General features: G+C 73.4%; 20 protein-coding genes. 8 read left to right on the top strand and 12 right to left on the bottom strand.

Translation table 11 applies throughout. The features are described from left to right. Nucleotides 1–57 precede the first annotated feature (57 nt). From AC3WRM_RS12435 to AC3WRM_RS12410, 6 genes are read right to left on the bottom strand one after another with little or no spacing between them, the layout of a single operon-like run. Nucleotides 58–2,022 (bottom strand): hypothetical protein, encoded by a 1,965-nt coding sequence (locus AC3WRM_RS12435; protein ID WP_492247034.1) that lies wholly within the window; start codon nucleotides 2,020–2,022, stop codon nucleotides 58–60. 20 nt (nucleotides 2,023–2,042) lie between these two features. Further along, on the bottom strand, nucleotides 2,043–3,317 hold the full coding sequence (locus AC3WRM_RS12430; protein ID WP_492247033.1) for a hypothetical protein: 1,275 nt from the start codon (nucleotides 3,315–3,317) through the stop codon (nucleotides 2,043–2,045). Next, on the bottom strand, nucleotides 3,298–4,473 hold the full coding sequence (locus AC3WRM_RS12425) for a hypothetical protein (RefSeq protein WP_492247032.1): 1,176 nt from the start codon (nucleotides 4,471–4,473) through the stop codon (nucleotides 3,298–3,300). The genes AC3WRM_RS12430 and AC3WRM_RS12425 overlap by 20 nt, the downstream gene beginning before the upstream one ends. Continuing rightward, nucleotides 4,467–5,252, bottom strand: a complete 786-nt coding sequence (locus AC3WRM_RS12420) for a heme ABC transporter ATP-binding protein (RefSeq protein WP_492247031.1) — start codon at nucleotides 5,250–5,252, stop codon at nucleotides 4,467–4,469. The genes AC3WRM_RS12425 and AC3WRM_RS12420 overlap by 7 nt, the downstream gene beginning before the upstream one ends. Continuing rightward, the gene (locus tag AC3WRM_RS12415; RefSeq protein WP_492247030.1) at nucleotides 5,249–6,364 is read right to left on the bottom strand and encodes a FecCD family ABC transporter permease; all 1,116 of its coding nucleotides are present in this window, start codon (nucleotides 6,362–6,364) and stop codon (nucleotides 5,249–5,251) included. Before AC3WRM_RS12415 ends, AC3WRM_RS12420 begins: the two co-directional genes overlap by 4 nt. Further along, nucleotides 6,361–7,530, bottom strand: a complete 1,170-nt coding sequence (locus AC3WRM_RS12410) for a heme/hemin ABC transporter substrate-binding protein (RefSeq protein ID WP_492247029.1) — start codon at nucleotides 7,528–7,530, stop codon at nucleotides 6,361–6,363. Before AC3WRM_RS12410 ends, AC3WRM_RS12415 begins: the two co-directional genes overlap by 4 nt. A 178-nt stretch (nucleotides 7,531–7,708) precedes the next feature. On the opposite strand from AC3WRM_RS12410, the gene AC3WRM_RS12405 reads away from it, so the two are divergent. The 3 genes from AC3WRM_RS12405 to AC3WRM_RS12395 all read left to right on the top strand — a co-directional run bounded on the left by AC3WRM_RS12405 (nucleotide 7,709) and on the right by AC3WRM_RS12395 (nucleotide 12,617). Then, on the top strand, nucleotides 7,709–9,100 hold the full coding sequence (locus AC3WRM_RS12405) for an NAD(P)H-quinone dehydrogenase (RefSeq protein WP_492247028.1): 1,392 nt from the start codon (nucleotides 7,709–7,711) through the stop codon (nucleotides 9,098–9,100). Nucleotides 9,101–9,195: 95 nt separating this feature from the next. Beyond that, entirely contained in the window at nucleotides 9,196–12,141 is a 2,946-nt protein-coding gene (locus tag AC3WRM_RS12400; RefSeq protein ID WP_492247027.1) for a SpoIID/LytB domain-containing protein, read from the top strand. Between the two features lie 89 nt (nucleotides 12,142–12,230). Further along, nucleotides 12,231–12,617, top strand: a complete 387-nt coding sequence (locus tag AC3WRM_RS12395; protein ID WP_492247026.1) for a hypothetical protein — start codon at nucleotides 12,231–12,233, stop codon at nucleotides 12,615–12,617. A 96-nt stretch (nucleotides 12,618–12,713) separates the two neighbouring features. Here the strand turns inward: AC3WRM_RS12395 and AC3WRM_RS12390 are convergent, their stop codons facing one another. Next, a complete protein-coding gene (locus AC3WRM_RS12390) occupies nucleotides 12,714–14,516 on the bottom strand; it encodes an acetyl/propionyl/methylcrotonyl-CoA carboxylase subunit alpha (protein ID WP_492247025.1) in 1,803 nt (600 codons plus the stop codon). 156 nt (nucleotides 14,517–14,672) lie between these two features. On the opposite strand from AC3WRM_RS12390, the gene AC3WRM_RS12385 reads away from it, so the two are divergent. After that, nucleotides 14,673–15,851, top strand: coding sequence for an acyl-CoA dehydrogenase family protein (locus AC3WRM_RS12385; RefSeq protein ID WP_492247024.1), 1,179 nt, complete (start codon nucleotides 14,673–14,675; stop codon nucleotides 15,849–15,851). 19 nt (nucleotides 15,852–15,870) lie between these two features. Here AC3WRM_RS12385 and AC3WRM_RS12380 read toward each other — a convergent pair whose 3' ends face one another. The 5 genes from AC3WRM_RS12380 to AC3WRM_RS12360 all read right to left on the bottom strand — a co-directional run bounded on the left by AC3WRM_RS12380 (nucleotide 15,871) and on the right by AC3WRM_RS12360 (nucleotide 19,411). Continuing rightward, on the bottom strand, nucleotides 15,871–16,083 hold the full coding sequence (locus AC3WRM_RS12380) for a hypothetical protein (RefSeq protein ID WP_492247023.1): 213 nt from the start codon (nucleotides 16,081–16,083) through the stop codon (nucleotides 15,871–15,873). Nucleotides 16,084–16,135: 52 nt separating this feature from the next. Beyond that, nucleotides 16,136–16,735: a Maf family protein gene (locus AC3WRM_RS12375; RefSeq protein WP_492247022.1), complete on the bottom strand. Its 600-nt coding sequence runs from the start codon at nucleotides 16,733–16,735 to the stop codon at nucleotides 16,136–16,138. 156 nt (nucleotides 16,736–16,891) lie between these two features. Next, nucleotides 16,892–17,539, bottom strand: a complete 648-nt coding sequence (locus AC3WRM_RS12370; protein ID WP_492247021.1) for a hypothetical protein — start codon at nucleotides 17,537–17,539, stop codon at nucleotides 16,892–16,894. A 10-nt stretch (nucleotides 17,540–17,549) separates the two neighbouring features. Beyond that, on the bottom strand, nucleotides 17,550–17,819 hold the full coding sequence (locus AC3WRM_RS12365; protein WP_492247020.1) for an acyl-CoA carboxylase epsilon subunit: 270 nt from the start codon (nucleotides 17,817–17,819) through the stop codon (nucleotides 17,550–17,552). Next, the gene (locus tag AC3WRM_RS12360; protein ID WP_492247019.1) at nucleotides 17,819–19,411 is read right to left on the bottom strand and encodes an acyl-CoA carboxylase subunit beta; all 1,593 of its coding nucleotides are present in this window, start codon (nucleotides 19,409–19,411) and stop codon (nucleotides 17,819–17,821) included. The genes AC3WRM_RS12365 and AC3WRM_RS12360 overlap by 1 nt, the downstream gene beginning before the upstream one ends. 51 nt (nucleotides 19,412–19,462) lie before the next feature. Here AC3WRM_RS12360 and AC3WRM_RS12355 point away from each other — a divergent pair, with 51 nt between their 5' ends. From AC3WRM_RS12355 to AC3WRM_RS12340, 4 genes are all read left to right on the top strand, one after another. Then, nucleotides 19,463–20,296: a biotin--[acetyl-CoA-carboxylase] ligase gene (locus tag AC3WRM_RS12355; protein ID WP_492247018.1), complete on the top strand. Its 834-nt coding sequence runs from the start codon at nucleotides 19,463–19,465 to the stop codon at nucleotides 20,294–20,296. 81 nt (nucleotides 20,297–20,377) lie between these two features. Next, the gene (locus AC3WRM_RS12350) at nucleotides 20,378–20,884 is read left to right on the top strand and encodes a PH domain-containing protein (protein ID WP_492247017.1); all 507 of its coding nucleotides are present in this window, start codon (nucleotides 20,378–20,380) and stop codon (nucleotides 20,882–20,884) included. Beyond that, entirely contained in the window at nucleotides 20,871–21,878 is a 1,008-nt protein-coding gene (locus AC3WRM_RS12345; protein ID WP_492247016.1) for an adenylate/guanylate cyclase domain-containing protein, read from the top strand. The genes AC3WRM_RS12350 and AC3WRM_RS12345 overlap by 14 nt, the downstream gene beginning before the upstream one ends. Before the next feature lie 31 nt (nucleotides 21,879–21,909). Further along, complete coding sequence (locus AC3WRM_RS12340; RefSeq protein ID WP_492247015.1) at nucleotides 21,910–23,055, top strand: 5-(carboxyamino)imidazole ribonucleotide synthase; 1,146 nt, start codon at nucleotides 21,910–21,912, stop codon at nucleotides 23,053–23,055. Nucleotides 23,056–23,299: the final 244 nt, after the last annotated feature.

Genomic DNA, 23,299 nt, shown 5'->3' with positions numbered 1-23,299 from the left:
TCATGGACGACGGACGGCCCGGCACCTGGAGGTGCCGGGCCGTCCGTCGCCGTGGCGTCAGCGCGTGATGCGCAGCGCCGTGCGCGTGCCGTCCTTCGCCGGGTGGTTAGCGTCGCCGGAGTAGCGGATGAAGTACGTCCACGTGCCGGTCGAGCCCGCCGCCGGGATGCCGACGACCGCGCGGCCGTTCTTCAGCGTGACCGGTCGGCTGTAGCGCACCGTGCGGCCCTTCTTCAGGACCGCGCGCACCGTGCCGGTCGCCTGGGCGGGGCTGGCCGAGGTGACGACCACCGTCGCGCGACCGGTCTTGCGCTTCGTCGGACGCGTGGTCGACGGACGGCGCACCGTCGCCGCGTACCGGGTGACCTCGATGGTCTTCGTCGCACCCGTGGCGGCGGCGTGCGTCGTGTCGCCGGAGTAGTGGACGGTGGACGTCCAGCGCCCCAGGCGCGTCGCCTTCGGCACGGTCACCGTCGCCTTGCCGTCCTTCAGCGTCGCCCGCGGCCCGGTGAGCGTGGTGCTGCCGTTGACCAGGGTCGTGTGCACCGTCCCGGTCGGCACCGAGTCGTCGGGGCTCGCCACCGTGACGCGGGCGGAGCCCGTCGTCGTGCGGGTCGGCTTGACCTCCGACCCACGCGAGAGCGTGGGGGTGAGCGGCTCCGGCGCGGGGTCGACGAACGTGAGCGGCGTTGCGGTCTCGTACGACGCGACGGTCGCGCCGCCACCGGCGTAGGTGTAGATGCCGTAGGTGCCGGTGCGGTCCTTCAACCAGTCCTCGTTGACGGGGATGGTCGCGGTGAAGCTGCCGTCGGCGCGCAGCTCGGTGTAGTTCGGTGCGCTCGGGTCCTGCGCCGGGCTGCTGGCCGCGAAGGACGCCTGCGGGACGGCCCACTTGACCGCCGGGGCGGACGTGTCGCCGCTGTCGGCGTTGGCGCGCGACGACGACGGCGCGCCCTGCGAGGGACGCCAGACGTCGGCGTAGCGACCGAAGGCGACGTACACGCCGGACTTCTGGCCGGCGAACGGAGGACGGGTGCCCGTGGCGAGGGACGGGTCGAAGCCGCGGCCCTCGACGGTCACGGACGTCGTGGCGCCCCGGGTGACCTCGGTGTCCGAGACGGTGACCGTCGGGGTCTGCGCGAACGTCACGTCGAAGGGGAGCTGCGGCTTGTTGTCCTGCTTGCCGGCGCAGCCGGTGGAGTAGAAGTGGGCGAGGACGGACGCGCCCGCCTCGTGGGTCGCGAGGGCGTCGAGGAAGTCCGTCGGCCACGCTCCCCACCAGCCGGTGGCGCCGTCCTGCGCCGAGCACGTGCGCGTCTGGGCGGTCGCGCCGGACGGGGCGTCCCACGTGACGCCCTGGTAGTCGGGCGTCACCCGGTACCCGGTGGACGACTGGGCGCTCAGGGAGCCGGCGTCGAACGTCGCGACGGTGAGTCGGCCGAAGTCCTTCGCGGGGAAGGGCTCCCCGGTCATGGACTGCCCCGCCCCGATGGTGAACCGCATGGTCAGCGAGCCGGATCCGTCGGGCTCCACGTCGAGCTGCGGGTCGGCGTAGATCTCGTCGGGCGCGCCGTACTGCGCGGGGTAGGCGTTGACGGTGTAGCTGCCGCTCCAGCTCAGCTCCGCGGCGCCCGTGCTGCGGTCGACCGTGCCGTCGCCGCCGGTGAACTGCACGACGTTCGGGGCCTTGCCCGCCTTCGACGTCGGGAACGACGTGGTCGGGACCGGGTCGACGCGGTAGACCTGCTGCGGCGAGGTGTTCGGCACGGTGCTGACGTCACCGGCGAGGTAGCGCGCGTCGCCGGTCGGGTCCTTGAACGTCCAGGGGCCGAAGATGCCGTCCTGCGCGTAGCCGCTGAGGCCCCACGTGAAGGTGGCCTCGCTGACGGTGTCCGACGCGGCGGACGCGGTCGGCGCCGCTCCTGCCGACGGCGTGACGACCGCGAGGGTCGCCGCCGCCAGGGCGCCGGCGCCGAGGAGCGACACGAGTCGCGTCCTGCGGCGGGTGGGGGTGCTGGACATGGTGTTCCTTTCGGAGGTGGTCAGCCCCGCGTGGGGGCTGCTTCGGGGGAGGGGCGGGACGTGCGGGTGGCCACGACGCTGCCGGCGACGACGAGCGCGGCGAGACCCAGCAGCGCGGCGGTGAGCCACCACCAGAGCGCGTCCCTCGCGCTCTCGGTCGCGGCAGGGGGCAGGGGCAGCAGGGTGGAGACGGGCCGGGTCTGGACCAGCTCGCCGCTCGCCGACCTCGGGACCGCGGCGGCCGGCGGGGCGACGTCGGCGGCCGGCGCGCCGGCGGCCGACTGCCGTGCCTGCTGCCCGGGGGACGACGCCGCGGGGGAGGGCGACGGGGCCGGTGGCGGCAGGACGACCTCGTTCTCGACCGGGTCGAGCGGAGCCGGACCGGGCGCCGGTGGCGGCGTCACGTCGGCCCCGGCCCAGGAGATCGTCATCGGCGACGCCTTCTTGTAGGGGTCGGCCGAGCCGCCGCTGCTGTACCAGTAGGCGGCGGTGCCGGTCTTGCGCTGGAAGTCGACGAAGGACTGCGGGAAGGACCCGTACGGTCGCACCTGCGGCACGCCGGTGACCTGCACGCCGTCGTAGGCGGGGGTGGCGGTGAACCCGCCCGCCTCCTCCTGTGCCGACCCGAGGTCGACGGTGCCGAGGTCGGCGACGACGACGCGCTCGGGCGCGACCGGTCCCCACGCCGTGAGGTCCTCCATGGACGAGGCGAAGCCGCCCAGCTCGGCCGTGACCCGGCCGACGCCGTCCTCGACCACGAGCTCGGGGTCGCTGAGGTAGAAGAACGCCATGCCGGAGTAGTAGACGACGCTCGCGTCGCCGTCCCAGGTGATCGTCGCGTCCCCGGCGGCGGGGTCGATGGTGCCCCGTCCTCCCGAGAAGACGAGCTGGTGCCCGGAGAACCGGCCCCCGCCGATGGCCGCGCCGGTCGCGTCGGTCCGCAGGCCCGCCCACGTGGCGGGTCGGTAGGCCGACCCGTCCCACTTCTCGACGGCGACGTCACCCGTGCGTGCCGACCAGCCCGAGGCGGGCATGATCGTGCCGCCCCGGCCGGGGTCCGGCACCTTGCCGGCCGACAGGAAGTTGATCGTGCCGGGTGCGAAGGCGCGGTTGTTGGACTCGTCGTTCAGGCCCCAGCGCAGGACGGCGTCGTCGACGTCGCGCGGTCCGGTGGCCTCCTGGGCCATCGGGTCGGGGTCGCCCGTGCCGACCTGGTCGGCGAGCGCCGCCCCCGGGAGGAGCGCCAGCCCGAGGGCGAGGCACGAGCAGAGCAGGTCACGCCAGGGCCGCAGCACGACGGGCCTCCTTCCGGCGGGAGGTGACCAGCCGTCGGACGGCGAACAGCACGGCACCGAGCAGCAGGAGGAGGGCCAGGCCCGCGGCGGCCACGGGCAGCCAGGACGGCACGCCACCGCCTGAGGACTCGGTGGCGCCGGCCGCTGGGGGCGGGGCGGCGACGGGGAAGGAGACGCTCGGGGTCGCGCTGCCGCCGCTGAGCCGCAGCTCGTGGGTGCCGACGCCGACGTCGGCGGGCAGCTGCAGGGCACCGGCCAGCTGGCCGCCGGTGCCCGCGGTCAGCGGACCGACGGCGGCCACGCCGTCGTCGAGGGTGGCCGTCACCTGCTCGCCGGGGCGCAGGCCCGTGGCGCTGAAGGAGAGCACGCGGCCGGCCACGGCCGTCTCCCGGTCGACGGCGAGCACCGGCTTCGTCCGCCGCGTGGTGGCCCTGTCCGTGGCGCCCTCGGCCTCCTGGGCCTCGCCGGACGGGGTGTCGCCGCCTGTCGTCGCGGCGGCGCCACCGTCGGACGACGAGCGCGACGACGCCGCGGCCCCTCCGCGCGCCGCGGCGGTCAGGTCGGCCACCGACACCGGGGTGAAGGTCTCGTTGCGGGCGTTCTTCACGCCGTGTGCCCCGATCGTGATGATGCCGCACCGGGTCCGGCGGCAGTCGACCGTCGTGACCTTGTTGCTGCGGTCGCGCGCCTTGAACACCGCGCCCGGGACGACGATCCTGGTCGACCACGAGCCGTCGGCCGCCAGGGTCCCGCCGTTCGCGGCGGAGGCGGTGTCGCTGCCGGGGAAGGCGACGAACTTCTGGAAGCCCTGGTTGTCCTTGGTCTCGCTGTCCGGCACGTACAGGAGGTTGCGTCCGGTCTGGCCGCCCTGCGACGGCCGCCAGGTCCCGGAGACCGTGCCGAAGAAGACGTAGATGCCGCCGTGACCGTTCTTGATCGACTGGAAGCCCTGCCCGCGCAGCGTCAGGGTGGTGGCGTAGGTCGGGTCGACCACGGCCGTTCCCTGCGCGTTGCTGACGGCGACGCGGGACTCGGCCGCGGCGGGCGGGGCGGTGGTCACGGCGGCGAGCCCGGCCAGTGCGAGCGCGAGGGTGACGAGGGCGGCGGCCGCGCGCCGGGGGAGCGCGTCGGGTGCGGGGGACGGTCCGGTCAGCACAGGGCCTCCTGGGGGTGTCGGTGGGGCAGGACGAGCAGTCGACCGTCGAGGTCGACGACCTCGAGCGGGTGCTCGTACACGGTGGACAGCAGGTCGGCGGTGAGGACGGCGCGCGGCGCCCCGACGGCCCGGACGCGACCGTCGGCGAGCACGCACACCCGGTCGGCGTGCGCGGCGGCGAGGGTCAGGTCGTGCAGCACGGCCACGACCGCGTGCCCCGCGGCGGCCAGCTCGCGGGCCTGGGCCATGACCAGCTCGACGTGCCGGACGTCGAGTGCCGCGGTGGGCTCGTCGAGCAGGACGAGGGCGGTCTCCTGGGCGAGGACGCGGGCCAGGGACGTGCGGGCCCGCTCCCCACCGGACAGCGTGGGATAGACGCGCTCGGCGAGGTGCGTGACGTCGCTGCGACGCAGCGCCTCGGCGACGACGAGGTCGTCGCGGTCCTCCTCGGGTCGCCCGGCCCACGCCGCCCGGCCCATGCGGACGACGTCGACGACCCGGAAGCCGAACGCGAGCCGGTTCTCCTGCGGCAGCACGGCACGTCGGCGTGCCAGCTCGCCGGCACGCAGCGACGCGACCCGGCGGCCGTCGAGCGTCACCGTGCCGCGCTGCGGCACCTGGTCGCCGGACAGGACGCCCAGGAGCGTGGACTTGCCGGCGCCGTTCGGGCCGACGAGCACGAGGAGCTCGCCGAGGCGCACCTCGAGGTCGACGTCGTGGAGCACCGGCGCACCGCCCAGCTCCACGCCGAGCCCGGAGGCGACCAGGGGGGCGTTCACGCCCAGCCCCCGGCGGTCCGGCGCGTGCGGCGCAGCAGCCAGAAGAAGAAGGGGCCCCCGACCAGGGAGGTCAGCATGCCGATCGGCAGGTCGGCGTAGGCGACGGCGGTGCGGGCGAACAGGTCGGCCCACAGCAGCAGCAGCGCGCCTCCGAGCGCGCTGGCGGGCACGAGCACCCGGTGGCCCGGTCCGACGACCATCCGGACCAGGTGGGGCACGACCAGGCCGACGAAGGCGATGATGCCGGCGAAGGAGACGGCTGCCGCCGTGAGCAGCGCGACGAGCACGATCGCCGCCACGCGCACGCGCTCGACGTCCACGCCGACGTGGCGAGCCGCGCGGTCGCCGAGGGCCAGCACGTCGAGCCGGCGGGAGAGGGCCAGCGCGCCGGCCAGACCGATGCCCACGCAGGGGGCCACCACGGCGACGTGGGCCCAGCGGGTGCCGTTGAGGCTGCCGAGCTGCCAGAACACGATCTCCTCGCGCGCCGCCGTGTCGCCGAGGAAGAGCATGAGGGCCAGGCCGGCGCTGCACACCGCGTTCACGGCGATGCCCGTGAGCACGAGGGTGACCACCTCGGTGCGTCCGTCGGCCCGCGACAGGGCGTAGACCGCGAGGGTGGTGACGAGACCGCCCGCGAACGCGAACGCCGGCACGGTCCACGCGCCGAGCAGGGTCACCTGGAAGACGATCACGAAGGCGGCGGCGAGGGCGGCGCCCACCGACACCCCGACCACCCCGGGCTCCGCGAGCGGGTTGCCGAACACGCCCTGCATCAGGGCCCCCGCGGTCGCCAGCGCCGCTCCGACGAGCACCGCGAGCGCGACCCGCGGGAAGCGGACCTGCCAGAGGGTGTTGTCGCCCTGCGGATGCGTCGGCAGCGGGAGGACGTCGACGCCCAGCCGGTGCAGCACCGACCCGAGCACCTGGTCCGCCGGCACGTCGAGCTGGCCCTGCCCGGCCGAGACCAGCGTCGACACCACCACGCCCACGCCGAGCGCGGCGAGCAGCAGCCCGGCACGACCCCGGCGCACCGGAGGCAGGGCCGGCGGGGGGACGTCACCGGTCGGCACCGCCTCCGGGAGACGGTGCCGACCGGCGACGGCCGTCATCGACGCTCCCCGGCGGAGGGGGCGGCGGAGCCCGGCGCGTAGACGGCGACGGCGAGCGCCTCCAGCACGGCGGCGGTCCGGGGGCCGTAGCCGAGGATCTGCGCGTCGGACATGTCGACGATCCGGCGCTTCTGGCCGGCGGGCGTCTGCGCCAGCGCCGGCAGTCGCTCCAGCAGGCCGTCGACGCCATCGACCGACTCCAGGCCCTTGGTCATCATGAGGACGATGTCGGGCTGGGCGTCGATGATGCCCTCGTCGGTCACGGGTTTCATGCCGTTCCACCCGATCTCGCCGGCCACGTCGTACCCGCCCAGCGCCGTGATCAGGGTGTCGGCGCCGGAGCCCTCACCGAACATGTAGTAGACGCCGGCCTGGCCGCGGACGTACAGGAAGACCATGCGGGGCTTGTCCTGGACCCGCCGAGGGGCCACGGCGGCGATCTCGGCCAGGGTCGAGCGGGTCTGCTTCTCCAGGCGGTCCGCGAGCCGGCGCCCCTCGTCGGGGACGCCGAGCGCCCGGGCCACCTCCTGCGTGAGGCTGCCGACGTTGTCGACGCTGCGGGTGCTGTCGACCACGACCACGGGGATGCCCGCGTCGCGCATCTGCAGCACGACGTCCCACGGGCCGAGCGAGGTGTCGGTGATGATCAGCGTGGGGTCGAGCTCCAGGATCGCCTCGGCGTTGAGGTCGTGGCCGTTGCTGGTGACGAGCGGCAGGCCCTTGGCCTCGTCGAACTGGGTCGAGATGTCGCGTCCGACGAGCGAGTCACCGAGTCCGAGCTCGTAGACCGTGCGCGAGAGCGTGCCGTAGATGTCGAGGGCGAGCACGCGGCTCGTGTCGGTGACCGTCACGCGGGTGCCCTGGGAGTCGGTCAGCGTGACCGGCAGGGTCTGGGTGGGGGAGTCGGCCACGGGGTCGACGGGCTCGTCGGGCAGCCCCGCGTGCACCGCGCCCTCCCACGAGCGCGGGTCGTCGAGCACCTTCGCCTCGCTGAGCGGCGGCGTCGCGACGTCGCCGCCCGCCTCCGTGTGCCCGCCCGGTCGGAGCCCGCACGAGGACAGCAGCAGCGCGGCGACGGCGAGCAGGACGAGGCGACCCCGCGCCCTGCGCAGCGGGGACGTCAGCGGGGTCGCGGCCGACTCCGCGATCGGTGGGGGCAGGGGCACCGGGGGCACACCTCTCGATCGCGCCCACCTCGCGACGACGCAGAAGGGAAGGCTTGGCTTACTCAGGGTTGCCTCAGCATAGTAAGGCTCACCTCAGTTACGCCAGGGGGGTCGGGCACCTCCCTGGCGAGCCGCGCCCGGCTGCCGTGCGGAGCCTCCGCGGTGAGAGGATGGCGAGGTGACGCACGTGGTGATCATCGGTGGCGGACCTGGCGGCTACGAGGCGGCTCTCGTCGCCGCGCGACTCGGGGCGCAGGTCACCGTGGTGGAGCGTGACGGCCTCGGCGGCTCGACCGTCCTCACCGACTGCGTCCCCAGCAAGACCCTCATCGCGACGTCCGACCTCCTCACCGAGGTCGAGTCGTCCGCGGAGCTCGGCGTGGAGGTGCCTCGCGACGTCCGGGCCGACCTCGCCGCGGTGAACGACCGGGTGCTGCGGCTCGCGCTGGCCCAGTCGGCGGACATCGCCGGACGGCTCGACCGCGAGGGCATCGAGGTCGTCCGCGGCACGGCCCGCCTGCGCTCGGCCCGTGAGGTCGAGGTCGTCGAGGCGGGTGCCTCGGACCAGGACACGACGGGCCCCAGCCGGGTCGTCGAGGCCGACGCGGTCATCCTCGCGACGGGCGCCCACCCGCGGGTCAGCCCCGACGCGCGGCCCGACGGCGAGCGCATCCTCACCTGGGAGCAGGTCTACGCCCTCCGCGAGATCCCCGAGCACATGATCGTCGTCGGCTCCGGCGTCACGGGCGCCGAGTTCGCGAGCGCCTACAACGGCCTCGACGCGCACGTCACGCTCGTGTCCAGCCGCGACCGCGTCCTCCCGGGCGAGGACGAGGACGCCGCCGAGCTCATCGAGGACGTCTTCCGCGAGCGCGGCATGACGGTCATGGGCCAGTCGCGCATGGCCTCGGTGCGTCGCGAGGGCGACCAGGTGGTCGTCACGCTGACCGACGGCCGCGAGGTCGTCGGGTCGCACTGCCTGCTCGCGCTCGGCTCCATCCCGAACACCGCCGACCTCGGCCTGGAGGACGTCGGCGTCGCGCTCGACGACGCCGGCTTCGTGCGCGTCGACCGCGTCTCGCGCACCAGCGTCCCGGGTGTCTACGCCGCCGGCGACTGCACCGGCGTGCTCATGCTGGCCTCGGTCGCGGCCCAGCAGGGCCGGATCGCCGTGGCCCACCTGCTCGGCGACGCCGTGCACCCGCTCGACCTGCAGAAGGTCTCGAGCAACATCTTCACCTCGCCGGAGATCGCCACGGTGGGCCTCTCGCAGCGGGCGATCGACGAGGCCGGGCTGCACGTCGACGTCGTCATGCTCCCGCTCGCGACGAACGCCCGCGCCAAGATGCAGGGCGTCAAGCACGGCTTCGTGAAGCTGTTCTCGCGTCGGGGGATGGGTGTGGTCGTGGGCGGCGTCGTCGTCGGGCCGAGGGCGAGCGAGCTCATCCACGCCGTCTCCCTCGCCGTGTCCGCCTCGTTGACCGTCGACCAGGTCGCCGACGCGTTCACGGTCTACCCGTCGATGTCGGGGTCCGTGGCCGAGGCCGCACGGAGCCTGCACCCCCGCTGACCTGCGGAAATGACATTCGTGTAGTTCGTCGACTCCGGTGGATATCGCGCCGGATGTGTGATGCAGTAGCCCAGCACCATCGTCACATCCGCCCCATGAGTCACAGGATCGGACTTCCCCACATGCGCTTCTGGACCCTGGTCCGGCGAGCCTTCCCGTTCGCCGTCGTCACCGCCGTCGCGGTGGCCGCCCTCGTCGCCACGCCCGACACCGCCCCGACCCAGACGTCGCAGGCGGCGGCTCCGCGACCGGCCACGCTGCACGAGCTCGACGTCCCGGCGACGCCGGCCCCCGACGTCCCCGCGGCCTCCGCAGCCCCCGCGGCGACGCCGTCGCCCAGCCCCTCCGCGCAGGAGCGCAGCGAGGTCCGCCAGCAGGCCGTCCCGCCGGCGACGACCGCACCCGAGAAGACTGCGCCCGAGAAGACTGCGCCCGAGAAGACCGGGACCGACGAGGTCGCCACCCTGCCGCGCACGACCGTGCGCCCGTTCTCGATGGTCGGCGTCACCTGGGCGCGCGGCGGCGAGGACTTCGACGTCAAGGTCGCGCTGCGCAAGGACGGGCGGTGGAGCACGTTCCAGACGCTCGACACCGACCGCGACGCCGAGGCCGACGCCGGCCCCGAGGTGGGCCGCGCCGGGACGGACCCGCTGTGGGTCGGCTCCGCCGACGGCGTCGCCGTGCGCGTCACGTCGCCCAGCGGCCAGCGTCCGGCGGACCTGAAGGTCGCCACCATCGACCCGGGCCGCGGCAGCGACGTCGCCCCGGCCGCCGCGACCGTCGGGCAGCCGAAGATCATCTCGCGCTCCTCGTGGGGCGCGAAGGGCCCGACGAAGGGCAACGAGTGCTCCGCGCCGGTGTACGGCGCGTCGACGCTGGGTGCGGTCATCCACCACACCGCAGGCTCGAACGACTACACGAAGGCCCAGTCGGCCGGCATCGTCCGGGCGACGCAGGCGTACCACACGGGCGCTCGCGGCTGGTGCGACATCGGCTACAACTTCCTGGTCGACAAGTACGGCCAGATCTTCGAGGGACGTCGCGGCGGCATCGCCAAGCAGGTCCGCGCGGCCCACTCCGGCAACGGTCCGGTCAACGAGCGCACCGTGGGCATCTCGATGATGGGCACCTACTCCAAGGTCGCGCCGACGGCCGCCACCAAGAAGGCCGTCGCCGACCTCGTCGCGTGGCGCTTCTCGCTGGCCAAGCTGAAGGCCACGGGCACCTACTCGCTGGGCGGCCTGCGGCTGAACCGCATCGTCGGCCACCGCGACGTCCTGTCCACCGAGTGCCCCGGCGCCGTCGCCTACGCGTGGGTGACGTCGTCCGGCTCCAGCGGTCTGCGCCAGGAGGTGGCCCGACGTCTCGCCGGGTCGTCGACGCCGACCACGCCGACGCCGCCGACCAGCACGCCGACCTCGGGCAAGGACATCAAGTCCCTCGCCGCCGCGATCGGCAGCGAGAAGCTCGGCAAGCTCGTCAAGAAGGAGTGGGGCAACTCCGTCCAGCGTCGGGCGATCTACCAGAACATGGACCTGCTCTGGACGAAGGCCGCCGGGGCGTTCTCGGTGACCAGCGTCGTGCGCCGCGAGTGGCACCGCACGGGCGAGCAGGGCGGCCGCCTCGGCTTCCCGGTCAGCAGCCGCAGCAGCACCGGTGACGCGAACGTCAAGTACCAGCGGTTCCAGAAGGGCAGCGTCTACATCGTCGGCACCGGCTCGGCGACGAAGGCCTACGCCATCTACGGTCCGATGTTCGAGTCCTACAAGTCCGTGAAGGGCGCCTCGGGCCCGCTCGGCGCGCCGACCTCGACCGTGCGTCGCGACCGCACCGGCTACCAGCGGGTGACGTTCGCGAAGGGCTACATGGAGTACTCGGAGGGCTCGCGCACCGTCAGCACCTGGTACAAGAACGGCTCGAGCCCGGACCAGCTGACCGTGCCGAAGGACCGCTCGGTCGTCATCAACGGTCGCGGCTTCGGCCACGGGATCGGCATGAGCCAGTACGGCGCGCAGGGCGCGGCGCGCAGCGGCAAGACGTTCAAGCAGATCCTCGCGTCCTACTACCCGGGCACCTCGCTCGCGCAGCGCAGCGGCTCGATCCGCGTGCTGATGGGTGACGCCACGTCGTCGACGGTGACGGTCCGGGCGCGGTCGGGCCTGGTCTTCCGCACGCTGGCCTCCAGCAGCGGCACCACGCTGCCGACGTCGTCGTCGGGCACGCCGATCACCAACTGGCGCATCCGCGTCAGCACGGCCGACGCGACGAAGTCGGTGCTGGAGTACCGGGCAGGGTCGCGCTGGCGAGTCTTCCGCGACCGGATCTGGCGCGGCTCCGCCCAGTTCCAGGCGCCGTCGCTCGGGCTCGTCCTGCCGAACGGCTCGGTGCGCGAGTACCGCACGGCGATCCGGTCGGCGCTGCCCGCGTCGGGTGCGAAGGACCGCAAGACGGTCAACGTGCTGTCGCTGGACGACTACACGCGCGGCGTCGTCGCCTCGGAGATGCCGTCGAGCTGGCAGCAGGAGGCGCTCAAGGCGCAGGCCGTGGCGGCGCGGACGTACGCGGTGCGCACGTTGATGCCGTCGCGCTACTACGACGTGTGCGACACGACCTCGTGCCAGGTGTTCAAGGGCCTGAGCGGGGAGACCGCGAACACCGACAAGGCCGTCGCTGCGACGCGCGGCTCGATCCTCACCTACCAGGGCAAGCCGGCCCTGACGCAGTACTCGTCGTCCTCGGGCGGGGCGTCGGCACCCGGCAGCGCGCCGTACCTCAAGGCGCACCTCGACCCGTGGGACGGCTGGTCGGGCAACGCCAACCGGTCGTGGCGCGTCGTGGTGAAGGCCGCGAGCATCGAGCGGGCGTTCCCGAAGGTCGGCACGCTGCGCAGCCTGACCGTCACGCAGCGTGACGGCACGGGCGACTGGAAGGGTCGGGTCGTCTCGATCCGCCTGACGGGCTCGAAGGGCACGCAGACGGTCTCCGGACCCGACCTGCGCTTCGCGCTCGGCCTGAAGTCGCACTACTTCCGCCTCGGCTGAGCCCGGCGCTCCTGCCGTCGTCGCCTGCGGGCGGCGACGGCGGGGCACCGGTTCCGGGACGTCCGAGGGAGTCGGCGATACTGCTCGACATGCTGTCGATCCTCCGGTCCCTCGGCTTCGCGGCCCTGGCGAACGTCGCGTCCCTCGGGCTCGCCGCCGCCGTCCTCGACGGGTTCTCCGTCCGGCTCGGCGGGCTGCTCGTGGCGGTCCTCGTCTTCACGGTCCTGGCCGTGGCGCTGCGTCGCGCGACCGCCACGCTCGCGCCGCGGCTCGCGCGTCCGTCGGCCGTGCTCGGCGGCCTCGTGCTCACGGCGGTGGCCCTGGTCCTCACCGACGCCCTGGTGCCCGGTGACGGCTTCGACCTGCACGGTCCGGTGGCCTGGGTCGTGACGGTGCTGCTCGTGTGGGCCGCCGGCGTGGCGTACGGCGAGGTGGACACCCAGGCGCCCGCCGAGGTGCCGCCCGTCGCCCCCTGACCGTCGAACCAGCACAGCACAGCACGACGCCGGTGGCCCGCCCCGAGGGGTGGACCACCGGCGTCGGTGGTGGTGCAGGACTGCTCGGCGGCGGTGCTACTCGGCCGCGGGGGCGTCGGCGATGGTCGCGACGACCTCGCCGGCGCCGATGGTGGCGCCGATCTCGGCGGAGAGCCCGGTGACGGTGCCCGCCTTGTGCGCGGTGATGGGCTGCTCCATCTTCATGGCCTCGATGACGAGGACGGTGTCGCCCGCGGCGACCTCCTGGCCCTCCTCGACGGAGACCTTGACGACGGTGCCCTGCATGGGCGAGGTGAGCGAGTCGCCGGAGGCAGCGGCGCCGGCGGCCTTGCCGCCCTTGCGCTTCGGCTTCTTGGCGCCGCCCGCGGCACCGGAGGCGGCGACGGCGCCCAGGCCGCCGGGCAGGACGACCTCGACCCGCTTGCCGGCGACCTCGACGACGACGCGCTCGCGCTCGCCGGGCTCGTCGGTCTCCGTCGGGCCGCTGTAGGGCTCGAGCTGGTTGTCGTAGTCGGTCTCGATCCACGTCGTGTAGACGTCGAACGAGCCCTCGCCGTCCGCGGTCGGGAAGGCGTTGTAGGCGGGGTTGTCGAGCACGTCACGGTGGAACGGGATGACGGTCGGCATGCCCTCGACGACGAACTCGTCGAGCGCGCGGCGCGAGCGCTCGATGGCCTGCTCGCGGGTGCGGCCGGTGACGATCAGCTTGGCGACGAGGGAGTCGAAGGCTCCGGGGACGGTCTGGCCCTCCTCGTAGCCGCCGTCGAGGCGGACGCCGGGGCCCGACGGGGGCGCCCACGTCGTGAGCGTGCCGGGGGCGGGCAGGAAGCCGCGGCCGCCGTCCTCGGCGTTGATGCGGAACTCGATGGAGTGGCCGATGATCTCGGGGTCGCCGTAGCCGAGCTCCTCGCCGGCGGCGATGCGGAACATCTCGCGCACGAGGTCGATGCCGGTGACCTCCTCGGAGACGCAGTGCTCGACCTGGAGGCGGGTGTTGACCTCGAGGAAGCTGATGGTTCCGTCGCGGGCGACGAGGAACTCGCAGGTGCCGGCGCCGTAGTAGCCGGCCTCCTTGAGGATGGCCTTGGAGGAGTCGTACAGACGCTTGAGCTGGTCGTCGGTCAGGAACGGCGCGGGCGCCTCCTCGACGAGCTTCTGGTGGCGGCGCTGGAGCGAGCAGTCGCGCGTGGAGACGACGACGACGTTGCCGTGCTGGTCGGCGATGCACTGGGTCTCGACGTGGCGGGGCTTGTCGAGGAACTTCTCGACGAGACACTCGCCGCGGCCGAAGGCGGCGACCGCCTCGCGCGTGGCCGACTCGAAGAGCTCGGGGATCTCCTCGATCGTGCGGGCGACCTTCAGGCCGCGTCCGCCGCCGCCGAAGACGGCCTTGATCGCGACGGGCAGGCCGTGCTCCTCGGCGAAGGCGACGATCTCGTCGGCGTCCTTCGCGGGCTCCTTGGTGCCGGGCGCGAGCGGCGCGTTGGCGCGCTCGGCGATCTGCTTGGCCTTGGCCTTGTCGCCGAGGGCGTCGATGGCCGAGGGCGGCGGGCCGATCCAGACGAGGTCGGCGTCGATGACCGCCTGGGCGAAGTCGGCGTTCTCGGCGAGGAAGCCGTAGCCGGGGTGCACGCTGTCGGCGCCTGAGCGCTTCGCGACGGCGATGATCTTCTCGATGGAGAGGTAGGAGTCGCCCGGGGTCGCGCCGTCGAGCGAGTAGGCCTCGTCGGCCATGCGCACGAAGATCGCGTCGCGGTCGGGCTCGGCGTAGACGGCGACGCTGCCGATGCCGGCGTCCTTGCAGGCTCGGATGACGCGGACCGCGATCTCGCCACGGTTGGCGATCAGGACCTTCTGCAGGGGCTTGCTCACGAACACTCTCCTCGGGATGGACAGGCTGGGCGGGGGGCCGCACCGCGTGCTGAGTCTAGGGGGAGCGCGCGGTCGCGGCCGGATGAGGTACGTCACGCCGGGGGCGTGGTGTCCCCTCCGCACAGGTTAACGACCGTTAACCGACGGTGCTAGGCTCGCGCCATGGTCGCCGCATCGATGACAGGTCTCTCCCGCGAGCACGAGGACTTCCGACGCACCGTGCGGGAGTTCGCGGAGGCCGAGATCGCACCGCACGTGGCGCAGTGGGACCGCGACCACCACTTCCCGGTCGACGTCGTGCGCGCGATGGGCGACATCGGGCTGTTCGGCCTCACGGCGCCGGAGGCCGTCGGCGGCGCCGACGGCGACTTCACGAGCCTGTGCGTCGCGATCGAGGAGCTGGGCCGAGTCGACCAGTCCATGGGCATCACGCTGCAGGCGGGGGTCGGTCTCGGCATCAACCCGATCGTCGCCTACGGCACGCCGGAGCAGCAGGAGCGCTGGCTGCCCGACCTGGTGGCCGGGCGCACGCTCGCCGGCTTCGGGCTCACCGAGCCCGGCGCGGGGTCCGACGCCGGCGCCACCCGAACGCGGGCCGTGCTCGACGGCGACACCTGGGTGGTCGACGGCGCGAAGCAGTTCATCACGAACTCCGGCAACGAGCTGACGTCGGTCGTCACGGTGACCGCACGCACGGGCGAGCGCGCCGACGGGCGCCCCGAGATCTCGGCGATCATGCTCCCGGCCGGGACGCCGGGATTCGTCGCCGAGCCGGCCTACGACAAGCTCGGCTGGCACATCTCCGACACCCACCCGCTGACGTTCACGGGGGCGCGGGTGCCCGCCGACCACCTGCTGGGGGAGCGCGGACGGGGCTACGCGCAGTTCCTGGCGACCCTCGATGACGGACGCATCGCGATCTCCGCGCTGTCGGTGGGCTGCCTGCAGGCCTGCCTGGATCTCTGCGTGCAGTACGCGGGCGAGCGGCAGACCTTCGGCGTCCCGATCGGGGCGAAGCAGGGCGTCGCGTTCCAGGTGGCGGACCTCGCCGTGCTGCTGGAGGGTGCGCGCGCCCTCACCTACCGGGCGGCCGGGCTGAAGGACGCCGGCGCGCCGTACGCCGTCGTCAAGCAGGCCGCGTCGGTGGCGAAGCTGTACTCGACGGAGGCGGCGGTCACCGGCACCCGGATCGCCACCCAGGTCTTCGGCGGGTACGGCTTCATGGAGGAGTACCCGGTGGCGCGCTTCTACCGCGACGCGAAGATCCTCGAGATCGGCGAGGGCACGAGCGAGGTGCAGCGCATGCTGATCGCCCGCGGCCTGGGCCTGCCCGTCGAGTGACGGCCGTGGCGCGGCAGCGTCAGAGGGTGACCAGGGCGCGGCAGGGCAGCGGCACGTGCCGCACCTGGTCGCCGAAGTCGACCTGGGCCGAGCGGGTGCCCTGGAGGCTGACGATGCGTCCGAGGCCCCAGGTGTCGTGGCTGACGCGCGCGTCGACCTCGTAGACCTCGTCCGGCACCTCGGCCGGACGCTGGAACGGGCTGGACGCGTGGTGGCGGCGCGAGGTGGGCATCACCCATGGTCCCACGTGCCGGGCCCGTCGAGGACCGGATCGCGTGACCTGGTCAGTCGAGGGGTCGGTTCCAGAGGTCGGTCCAGACGACGTCGAGGTCGGCGACGAGGTCGCGCAGCAGCGGCAGGCTGATCCCGACCACGCAGTGGTGGTCGCCCTCGATGCCGCGCACGAAGGCGCCGCCGAGGCCGTCGATCGTGAAGGCGCCCGCCACGTGCAGCGGCTCGCCGGTGGCCACGTAGGCGTCGATCTCGATGTCGCTGACGTCGGCGAAGTGCACGACGGTCGACGCGCTGTCGACGACCTCGCGCCCGCCCCGGCGCACGCAGTGGCCGGTGTGCAGCACCCCGGACCGTCCGCGCAGGCGCCGCCAGCGGGCGCGCGCGGTGTCGGCGTCGCCCGGCTTGCCCAGGATCTCGCCCTCGAACGCGAGCACGGAGTCGCAGCCCACGACGAGCGCGTCGGGGTCGTCGACGCCGGACGCGACGGCGCGGCACTTCAGCTGCGCGAGGGCGGCCGCCAGGTTGGCGGCGTCGTGGGTCGTCACCTGCGACTCGTCGACCCCGGAGACCACCACCTCCGGCTCGATGCCCGCCGCCCGCAGCGTCGCGAGCCGGGCGGGGGACTGGGAGGCCAGGACCATGCGCACCATGCGCCCATCGTGGCAGGCCCGACGCCCGCCCCCCATCGGTGGATGTGCAACATCAGCGCCGGTACGGGGCGGCATCGGTGGCTGGAGAACGTCTGCGGCCGTCCTGCGGTTGCTGGTCCACCGATGGTGGGGGTGGGAGTGGGGATGGGGCGCGGGTCAGACGGGGGGAGGGGAGCCGTGCGTCACGCGCTCGGCGCGCAGGTCCGGGTGGGCGAGCACGGCGTCGACGAGGCTGCGCGGACCCCCCACCGTGAACCAGTCGGGGTCGACGTCGGAGGCGATGCACCACGCATGGTCCTCCGGCCAGGTGAACGACGCCTGCGGCAGGTCGGCGGGCCACCCCGGACGCGGCGGGCGGGCGCCCCAGTCGCCGACGTCGGCGACCGCGCCGGTGAACAGCAGGTAGGAGCGCTCGCCGGCCAGGTCGGCACGCGGCGCGTCGAGCACGTCGCGGTCGAAGGCCGGCGCGACCTCCAGGGGAGGCGGCTGGCGGAACAACCGCCCGAACAGGCGGTGCGGGTCCATCTCGGCGTAGACCCGTCCGCCGCCCTCCAGCTCGCCCCAGCCCTCCCAGAGGGCGAACCAGCACCGCTCCGGCGTGGACGTGTGGGCCGCGGCCAGCCGCGTCACGAGCGCCACGACGTCCGGGTCGGGCCGGTAGGGGTCGGCGTCCTCGCCGTCGAAGCGGACCGTGGCGTACGCGTCGAGGCCCGGCGGACCCTGTGTGACCAGCACCGGCCAGGACGCGTCGGCACGCACGACCCAGTCCGCCACGGACACGTCGGGCTCGTGGCGCAGGGGCATGCGTCGGCCGTCAGGCCCAGGCGGAGCGACGCCAGGCGTCGGGGCCGACGCGCAGCGGCGTGCGGGCCGCGCGGGAGGGGTGGCCCCACTCGCTGCGCGGCTTCGGGCCCGCGGCGTTCGCCGCCGCGTGCGCCGCGGCGGCGTTGCGCGCCGCCACGACCGCCACCAGGGCGGCGAGCTCCTCGGGCGTCAGGTCGCCGCGGACCACCCGCAGCACCGGCTTCACCGGTGCCGCGGTGGTCTCGGTCCCCTCGTCCTGGGGGGTCGTCTCGCCGGCCATCACAGCGGGATGTTCCCGTGCTTCTTCGGCGGCAGCGTCTCGCGCTTGGTGCGCAGCAGGCGCAGGGCCTTCACGACCTCCGCGCGGGTCTGCGACGGCTCGATGACGCCGTCGATGTAGCCGCGCTCGGCCGCCACGTACGGGTTGCAGAGCGTGTCCTCGTACTCGGTCATCAGCTCGGCGCGCTTGGCCTCGGGGTCGTCGGCCGCCGCCACCTCGCGGCGGTAGAGGATGTTGACCGCGCCCGACGCGCCGACCACGGCGATCTGGCCCGTGGGCCACGACAGGTTGACGTCGGCGCCGAGGTGCTTGGAGCCCATGACGTCGTACGCGCCGCCGTAGGCCTTGCGCGTGATGATCGTGACGAGCGGGACGGTGGCCTCGGCGTACGCGTAGATCAGCTTGGCGCCGCGGCGGATGATGCCGTTCCACTCCTGCTCCGTGCCGGGCAGGAAGCCGGGCACGTCGACGAACGTCAGCACGGGGATGTTGAAGGCGTCGCAGGTGCGCACGAAGCGCGCGGCCTTCTCGGAGGCGTCGATGTCGAGGCAGCCGGCAAGCTGCATGGGCTGGTTGCCCACGACGCCGACCGCGCGGCCCTCGACCCGGCCGTAGCCGATGACGAGGTTCGGCGCGAACAGCGGCTGGACCTCGAGGAAGTCGCCGTCGTCGAGGACGGCCTCCATCACCGTGCGGATGTCGTACGGCTGGTTGGCCGAGTCGGGGATGAGCGTGTCGAGCGCGAGGTCGGTCTCCGTCGGCTCGAGGTCCGCGACCTCGTCGTAGACGGGCGCCTCCTCCATGTTGTTCTGCGGGAGGAAGGAGATCAGCGCCTTCACGTACTCGATCGCGTCCTCCTCGTCGGAGGCGAGGTAGTGGGCGTTGCCGCTGCGCGTGTTGTGCGTGCGGGCGCCGCCGAGCTCCTCCATCGTGACGTCCTCGCCGGTGACCGTCTTGATGATGTCCGGACCGGTGATGAACATGTTCGACTTCTCGTCGACCATGATCGTGAAGTCGGTGACGGCGGGGGAGTACACGTGGCCGCCGGCGCACGTGCCCATGATCATCGAGATCTGGGGGATGACGCCCGACGCGTGCACGTTGCGCGTGAAGATCTCGCCGTAGAGGCCGAGCGAGACGACGCCCTCCTGGATACGGGCGCCGGCACCCTCGTTGATGCCGATGATCGGGCAGCCCGTCTTGATCGCCAGGTCCATGACCTTGGTGATCTTCTCGCCGTACACCTCGCCGAGGCTGCCGCCGAAGACCGAGAAGTCCTGGCTGAAGACGCACACCTGGCGGCCGTCGATCGTGCCGTAGCCGGTGATGACGCCGTCACCGAGCGGACGGTTCTTCTCCAGGCCGAACTTGGTGGAGCGGTGGCGGGCGAGGGCGTCGAGCTCGACGAACGAGCCCTCGTCGAAGAGCTGCTCGATCCGCTCGCGGGCGCTCTGCCGGCCCTTGGCGTGCTGCTTCTCCGCGGCACGCTCGGCGACCTCGACGGTGGCCTCGTGACGGCGTCGCCGGAAGTCCTCCAGCTTGCCCGCGGTCGTGTGCAGCTCCGGACGCTCTTCGATCTCTGCTTCGCTCACGAGGGTCAGAGTAGCGAGGGACGGCCTTCTGCGTTGTGTGAGGCTTGCCGCATGGAAGCACCGACCCCGGCCCCGACACCTGCCGCGCCGACCCCCGACCGGCCCCTCCTCGACGTCGAGGAGCTGCGGCGTGCGCTGCTCGTCGACGGGGGGCTGTGGACCGCGGTCGAGGTGTCGACCAGCACCGCGAGCACCAACGCCGACGTCGTCGCGGCGGTCGCCCAGGGCGCGCCCGAGGGCCTGGTCGTCTCCACGGAGCACCAGACGGCAGGGCGAGGGCGGCTGGACCGACGCTGGGAGGCGCCGCCGCGGTCGGGTCTGGTGGTCTCCGTCCTGCTGCGCCCCGACGCCGTGGCGCTGCCGCAGTGGACGTGGCTGCCGCTGCTGGCCGGCATCGCCGTCGACCTCACGGCCCGCGACTGCGGCGTCGTGTCGGGGCTGAAGTGGCCGAACGACGTGCTCGTCGACGGCCGCAAGCTCTCCGGGATCCTCGTCGAGCGGGCGGAGGGGTCCGCCGGCGCGGCCGCCGTGCTCGGCATCGGCATCAACCTGACCCTCACGCAGGAGGAGCTGCCCGTGCCCACGGCGACGTCCTTCGCGCTCGCGGACGCGGCCACCACCGACCGCGGCGTGGTGCTGCAGATCCTGCTCGGCCACCTCGAACGTCTCTACCGTCGCTGGGTCGCCGGTGCCGGCGACCCGACCCTGCTGCGTGCCGACTACCTCGAGCGTTGCGTCACGCTCGGCTCGACCGTCCAGGTGGACCTGCCCGACGGGTCGGTGCTGCACGGCCGAGCCGACGACGTCGACCCCCTGGGCCGCCTGGTGGTCGCCGGACGCGCGATCAGCGCCGGCGACGTCACGCACGTGCGGCCCGCCCGCTGAGACGACGGCACCGCCGACCTGGCGGCGCCCCGCCGTCACGATCCCTCCCGGTCCCCGGGCGCGCCGTGGGAGGATTCCCGCATGGCGCTCTCCCGCAAGTTCATGATGGACGGCGAACAGGTCGTCGCCACGACGCGCACCCACGTCAAGGTCCTGTTCGTCCCGCTGGTCATCCTGCTCGCCGTCGCGTTCGCGGGCAGCTTCCTCGCCGCCAGGGCGGGCGGCTCCGGCGACGGCTACGTCCGGTGGGCGGTCGTCGCGGTCGCGGTCGTCGTCGTCCTGTGGGGCAGCGTCGTGCCGTTCCTGCGCTGGCTGTCCTGGACGTACAGCCTCACCACGCAGCGGCTCGTCGAGCAGAAGGGCATCCTGACCCGCGAGGGTCGGGTCATCCCCCTCAGCCGGATCAACGACGTGTCCTACGAGAAGAACCTCAACGACCGGATCCTCGGCTGCGGCACGCTCATCATCCACAACGCCAGCGAGGAGGCCGGGCTCGAGCTGCGCGACATCCCGCACGTCGAGTCCTTCCACCGCCAGGTCAGCGACCTGGTGTTCGCGGCGCACCGGGGGAGCGATGAGTCGGTCTGACCTGCGCGACGAGCTCGCCCGGCTGATCCTCCACGAGGGGATGGAGCTCACCGGCGAGCAGGTCGCCGAGCTGGCCGGGCTCGACCTCGAGCGCGCCGAGCGGCTCTGGCGCTCGCTCGGCTTCGCCGACAGTGGCGACGTGCCCGCGTACGGCGAGCACGACGTCGCCGCGGCGCGCCTGGCCGCCGCCGCGTTCGAGGAGGGGCTGCTGGAGGAGCGCACCATCTTCCGCATGACGCGCGCGCTCGGCCAGACGCTCGCCCGGCTCGCGGACTGGGAGGTGCAGACGATCGTCGACCAGGTCGAGGCCGACGTCGAGGCCGGACGGGCGAGCAGCCGGCTCGAGAGCGCGGTCGCGATCGCCGAGCACGTCGCCCCCGGGTTCGACCGGCTCCTGCTCTACGCCTGGCGCCGCCACCTCGCGGCGGCCGCCGGCCGGCTCGAGGCGCTCGGTGCGGTCGACGCCGAGCTGCTCTCGACCACCATGAGCATCGGCTTCGCCGACCTCTCCCGGTTCACGGCCATGACCAACACGCTCAGCGACGTGCGCCTCGGCGAGCTGGTCGAGAACTTCGAGACCCGGTGCACCGACGTCGTCACGTCGCGGGACGGTCGCGTCATCAAGGCGCTCGGCGACGCCGTCCTCTTCGTCAACCCCGACCCGCGCGAGGCCACGCTCACGGCCCTGGAGCTGGTGGCGAACATCGGCTCCCGAGACGACCTCCCCGACGTGCGCGTCGGCCTGGCCACCGGCTCGGTGATCAGCCGCCTGGGCGACGTGTTCGGCCCGCCCGTCAACCTCGCCGCCCGTCTCTCGCACGTCGCCCGCAGCAACCGGGTCCTCGTCGACGACGCCACGGCCGCCGACCTGACCGACGAGGAGTTCGAGATGCGGACGCTGCCGCCGCGACCGCTGCGCGGGTTCGGGAACGTCTCGCCGATCACGGTCAGCAGGCGTCGCGCGTTCCGCCCGCGCACCGTCAGGCGCTGGTAGCACCGCCCGTGGCGGTCGATATCCTGCGAGCATGCCGCTGACACCGCACCTCGCCGTCGTCGGGGGCGGCCAGCTCGCCCGCATGATGCAGGTCCCGGCCGTCGCGCTGGGCCTGCGGATCCGGCTGCTGGCCGAGGGCCCCGACGTCTCCGCAGCCCAGGTCGTCCCCGACCACCTCGTCGGCGACCACACCGACCTCGACGACCTGCGCGCCGTCTGCGCCGGCAGCCCGGTCGTCACCTTCGACCACGAGCACGTCCCGCCGGAGCACCTGCGGGCGCTCGAGGCCGAGGGCCACGCCCCGCGGCCCGGGCCCGACGCCCTGCTCTACGCCCAGGACAAGGGTGAGATGCGGGTGCGGCTGAGCGTCCTCGGGCTGCCCTGCCCGCTCTTCCTGCTCCTGCCCCGCGACGTCGAGGAGGCGCTCGAGGAGCTCGAGGACTTCGGCTACCCGGCCGTGCTCAAGACCACCCGCGGCGGCTACGACGGCAAGGGCGTGTGGGTGGTGCGCAGCGCCGACGAGGCGTCGGAGGTCCTGGCCACCGCCCTCGCCGAGGGGCGCGAGATCATCGCCGAGGAGCTCGTCGACTTCCGCCGCGAGCTCAGCGCCCAGGTCGCCCGCACCCCCTCGGGCGAGGTCGTCGCCTACCCGGTCGTGCAGTCGACCCAGGTCGACGGGATCTGCAAGGAGGTCGTCGCGCCCGCGCCCGACCTCGACCCCGCGCTCGCGCAGGAGGCCACCGACGTCGCCGTCCGGGTCGCCACCGAGCTCGGCGTCACCGGCATGCTCGCCGTCGAGCTGTTCGAGACCGCCGACGGACGCGTGCTCGTCAACGAGCTGGCGATGCGTCCGCACAACACCGGCCACTGGAGCATCGACGGCGCCGCCACGAGCCAGTTCGAGAACCACCTGCGCGCCGTGCTCGACCTGCCCCTCGGCCCCACGACGCCGCACCACGCCTGGACCGTCATGGTCAACGTGCTCGGCGGCGCCGTGCAGGACCTCGAGGCCCAGCAGGCCGTCGTGCTCGCCGCCGTCCCGCACGCCAAGGTGCACCTCTACGGCAAGGGCGTGAAGCCCGGACGCAAGGTCGGGCACGTCACCGTCACCGGCGACGACCTCGACACCGTCCTCGCCGACGCCCGCCGCGCCGGCGCCCTCCTCCAGGACGGCTGAGCTCCCCGCCCCCGGGCGGTGACGTCTCCACCTTCCGGGGTCTCGGGGTCTGGCCCGAGCCCGCCCTCGACGCACGATTCTTCCTTCGCGTGTTCTGAGGGCAAGGTTCTGCGTTTGCGCGTCCTATCGGTGGATCTGCAACCGCAGGAGCCGTTCTGCGGTTGCAGATCCACCGATAGCGGGCAGTCGGCGCAGATGTCTCTGCGTTCGCGTTGCCCTGACGACACGAACGCAGAAAGATCCG

Source organism: Aeromicrobium sp. EU05-FHT14F07 (assembly GCF_058790455.1).
This window is presented reverse-complemented; position numbering and strand designations above follow the sequence as displayed.

Excerpts from the sequence above, each read along its gene's own strand:
- AC3WRM_RS12435 (WP_492247034.1), bottom strand. The coding sequence starts at position 2,022 with ATGTCCAGCACCCCCACCCGCCGCAGGACGCGACTCGTGTCGCTCCTC.
- AC3WRM_RS12415 (WP_492247030.1), bottom strand. The coding sequence starts at position 6,364 with ATGACGGCCGTCGCCGGTCGGCACCGTCTCCCGGAGGCGGTGCCGACC.
- AC3WRM_RS12400 (WP_492247027.1), top strand. The coding sequence starts at position 9,196 with ATGAGTCACAGGATCGGACTTCCCCACATGCGCTTCTGGACCCTGGTC.
- AC3WRM_RS12395 (WP_492247026.1), top strand. The coding sequence starts at position 12,231 with ATGCTGTCGATCCTCCGGTCCCTCGGCTTCGCGGCCCTGGCGAACGTC.
- AC3WRM_RS12385 (WP_492247024.1), top strand. The coding sequence starts at position 14,673 with ATGGTCGCCGCATCGATGACAGGTCTCTCCCGCGAGCACGAGGACTTC.
- AC3WRM_RS12380 (WP_492247023.1), bottom strand. The coding sequence starts at position 16,083 with ATGCCCACCTCGCGCCGCCACCACGCGTCCAGCCCGTTCCAGCGTCCG.
- AC3WRM_RS12375 (WP_492247022.1), bottom strand. The coding sequence starts at position 16,735 with ATGGTGCGCATGGTCCTGGCCTCCCAGTCCCCCGCCCGGCTCGCGACG.
- AC3WRM_RS12370 (WP_492247021.1), bottom strand. The coding sequence starts at position 17,539 with ATGCCCCTGCGCCACGAGCCCGACGTGTCCGTGGCGGACTGGGTCGTG.
- AC3WRM_RS12365 (WP_492247020.1), bottom strand. The coding sequence starts at position 17,819 with ATGGCCGGCGAGACGACCCCCCAGGACGAGGGGACCGAGACCACCGCG.
- AC3WRM_RS12355 (WP_492247018.1), top strand. The coding sequence starts at position 19,463 with ATGGAAGCACCGACCCCGGCCCCGACACCTGCCGCGCCGACCCCCGAC.
- AC3WRM_RS12350 (WP_492247017.1), top strand. The coding sequence starts at position 20,378 with ATGGCGCTCTCCCGCAAGTTCATGATGGACGGCGAACAGGTCGTCGCC.
- AC3WRM_RS12345 (WP_492247016.1), top strand. The coding sequence starts at position 20,871 with ATGAGTCGGTCTGACCTGCGCGACGAGCTCGCCCGGCTGATCCTCCAC.
- AC3WRM_RS12340 (WP_492247015.1), top strand. The coding sequence starts at position 21,910 with ATGCCGCTGACACCGCACCTCGCCGTCGTCGGGGGCGGCCAGCTCGCC.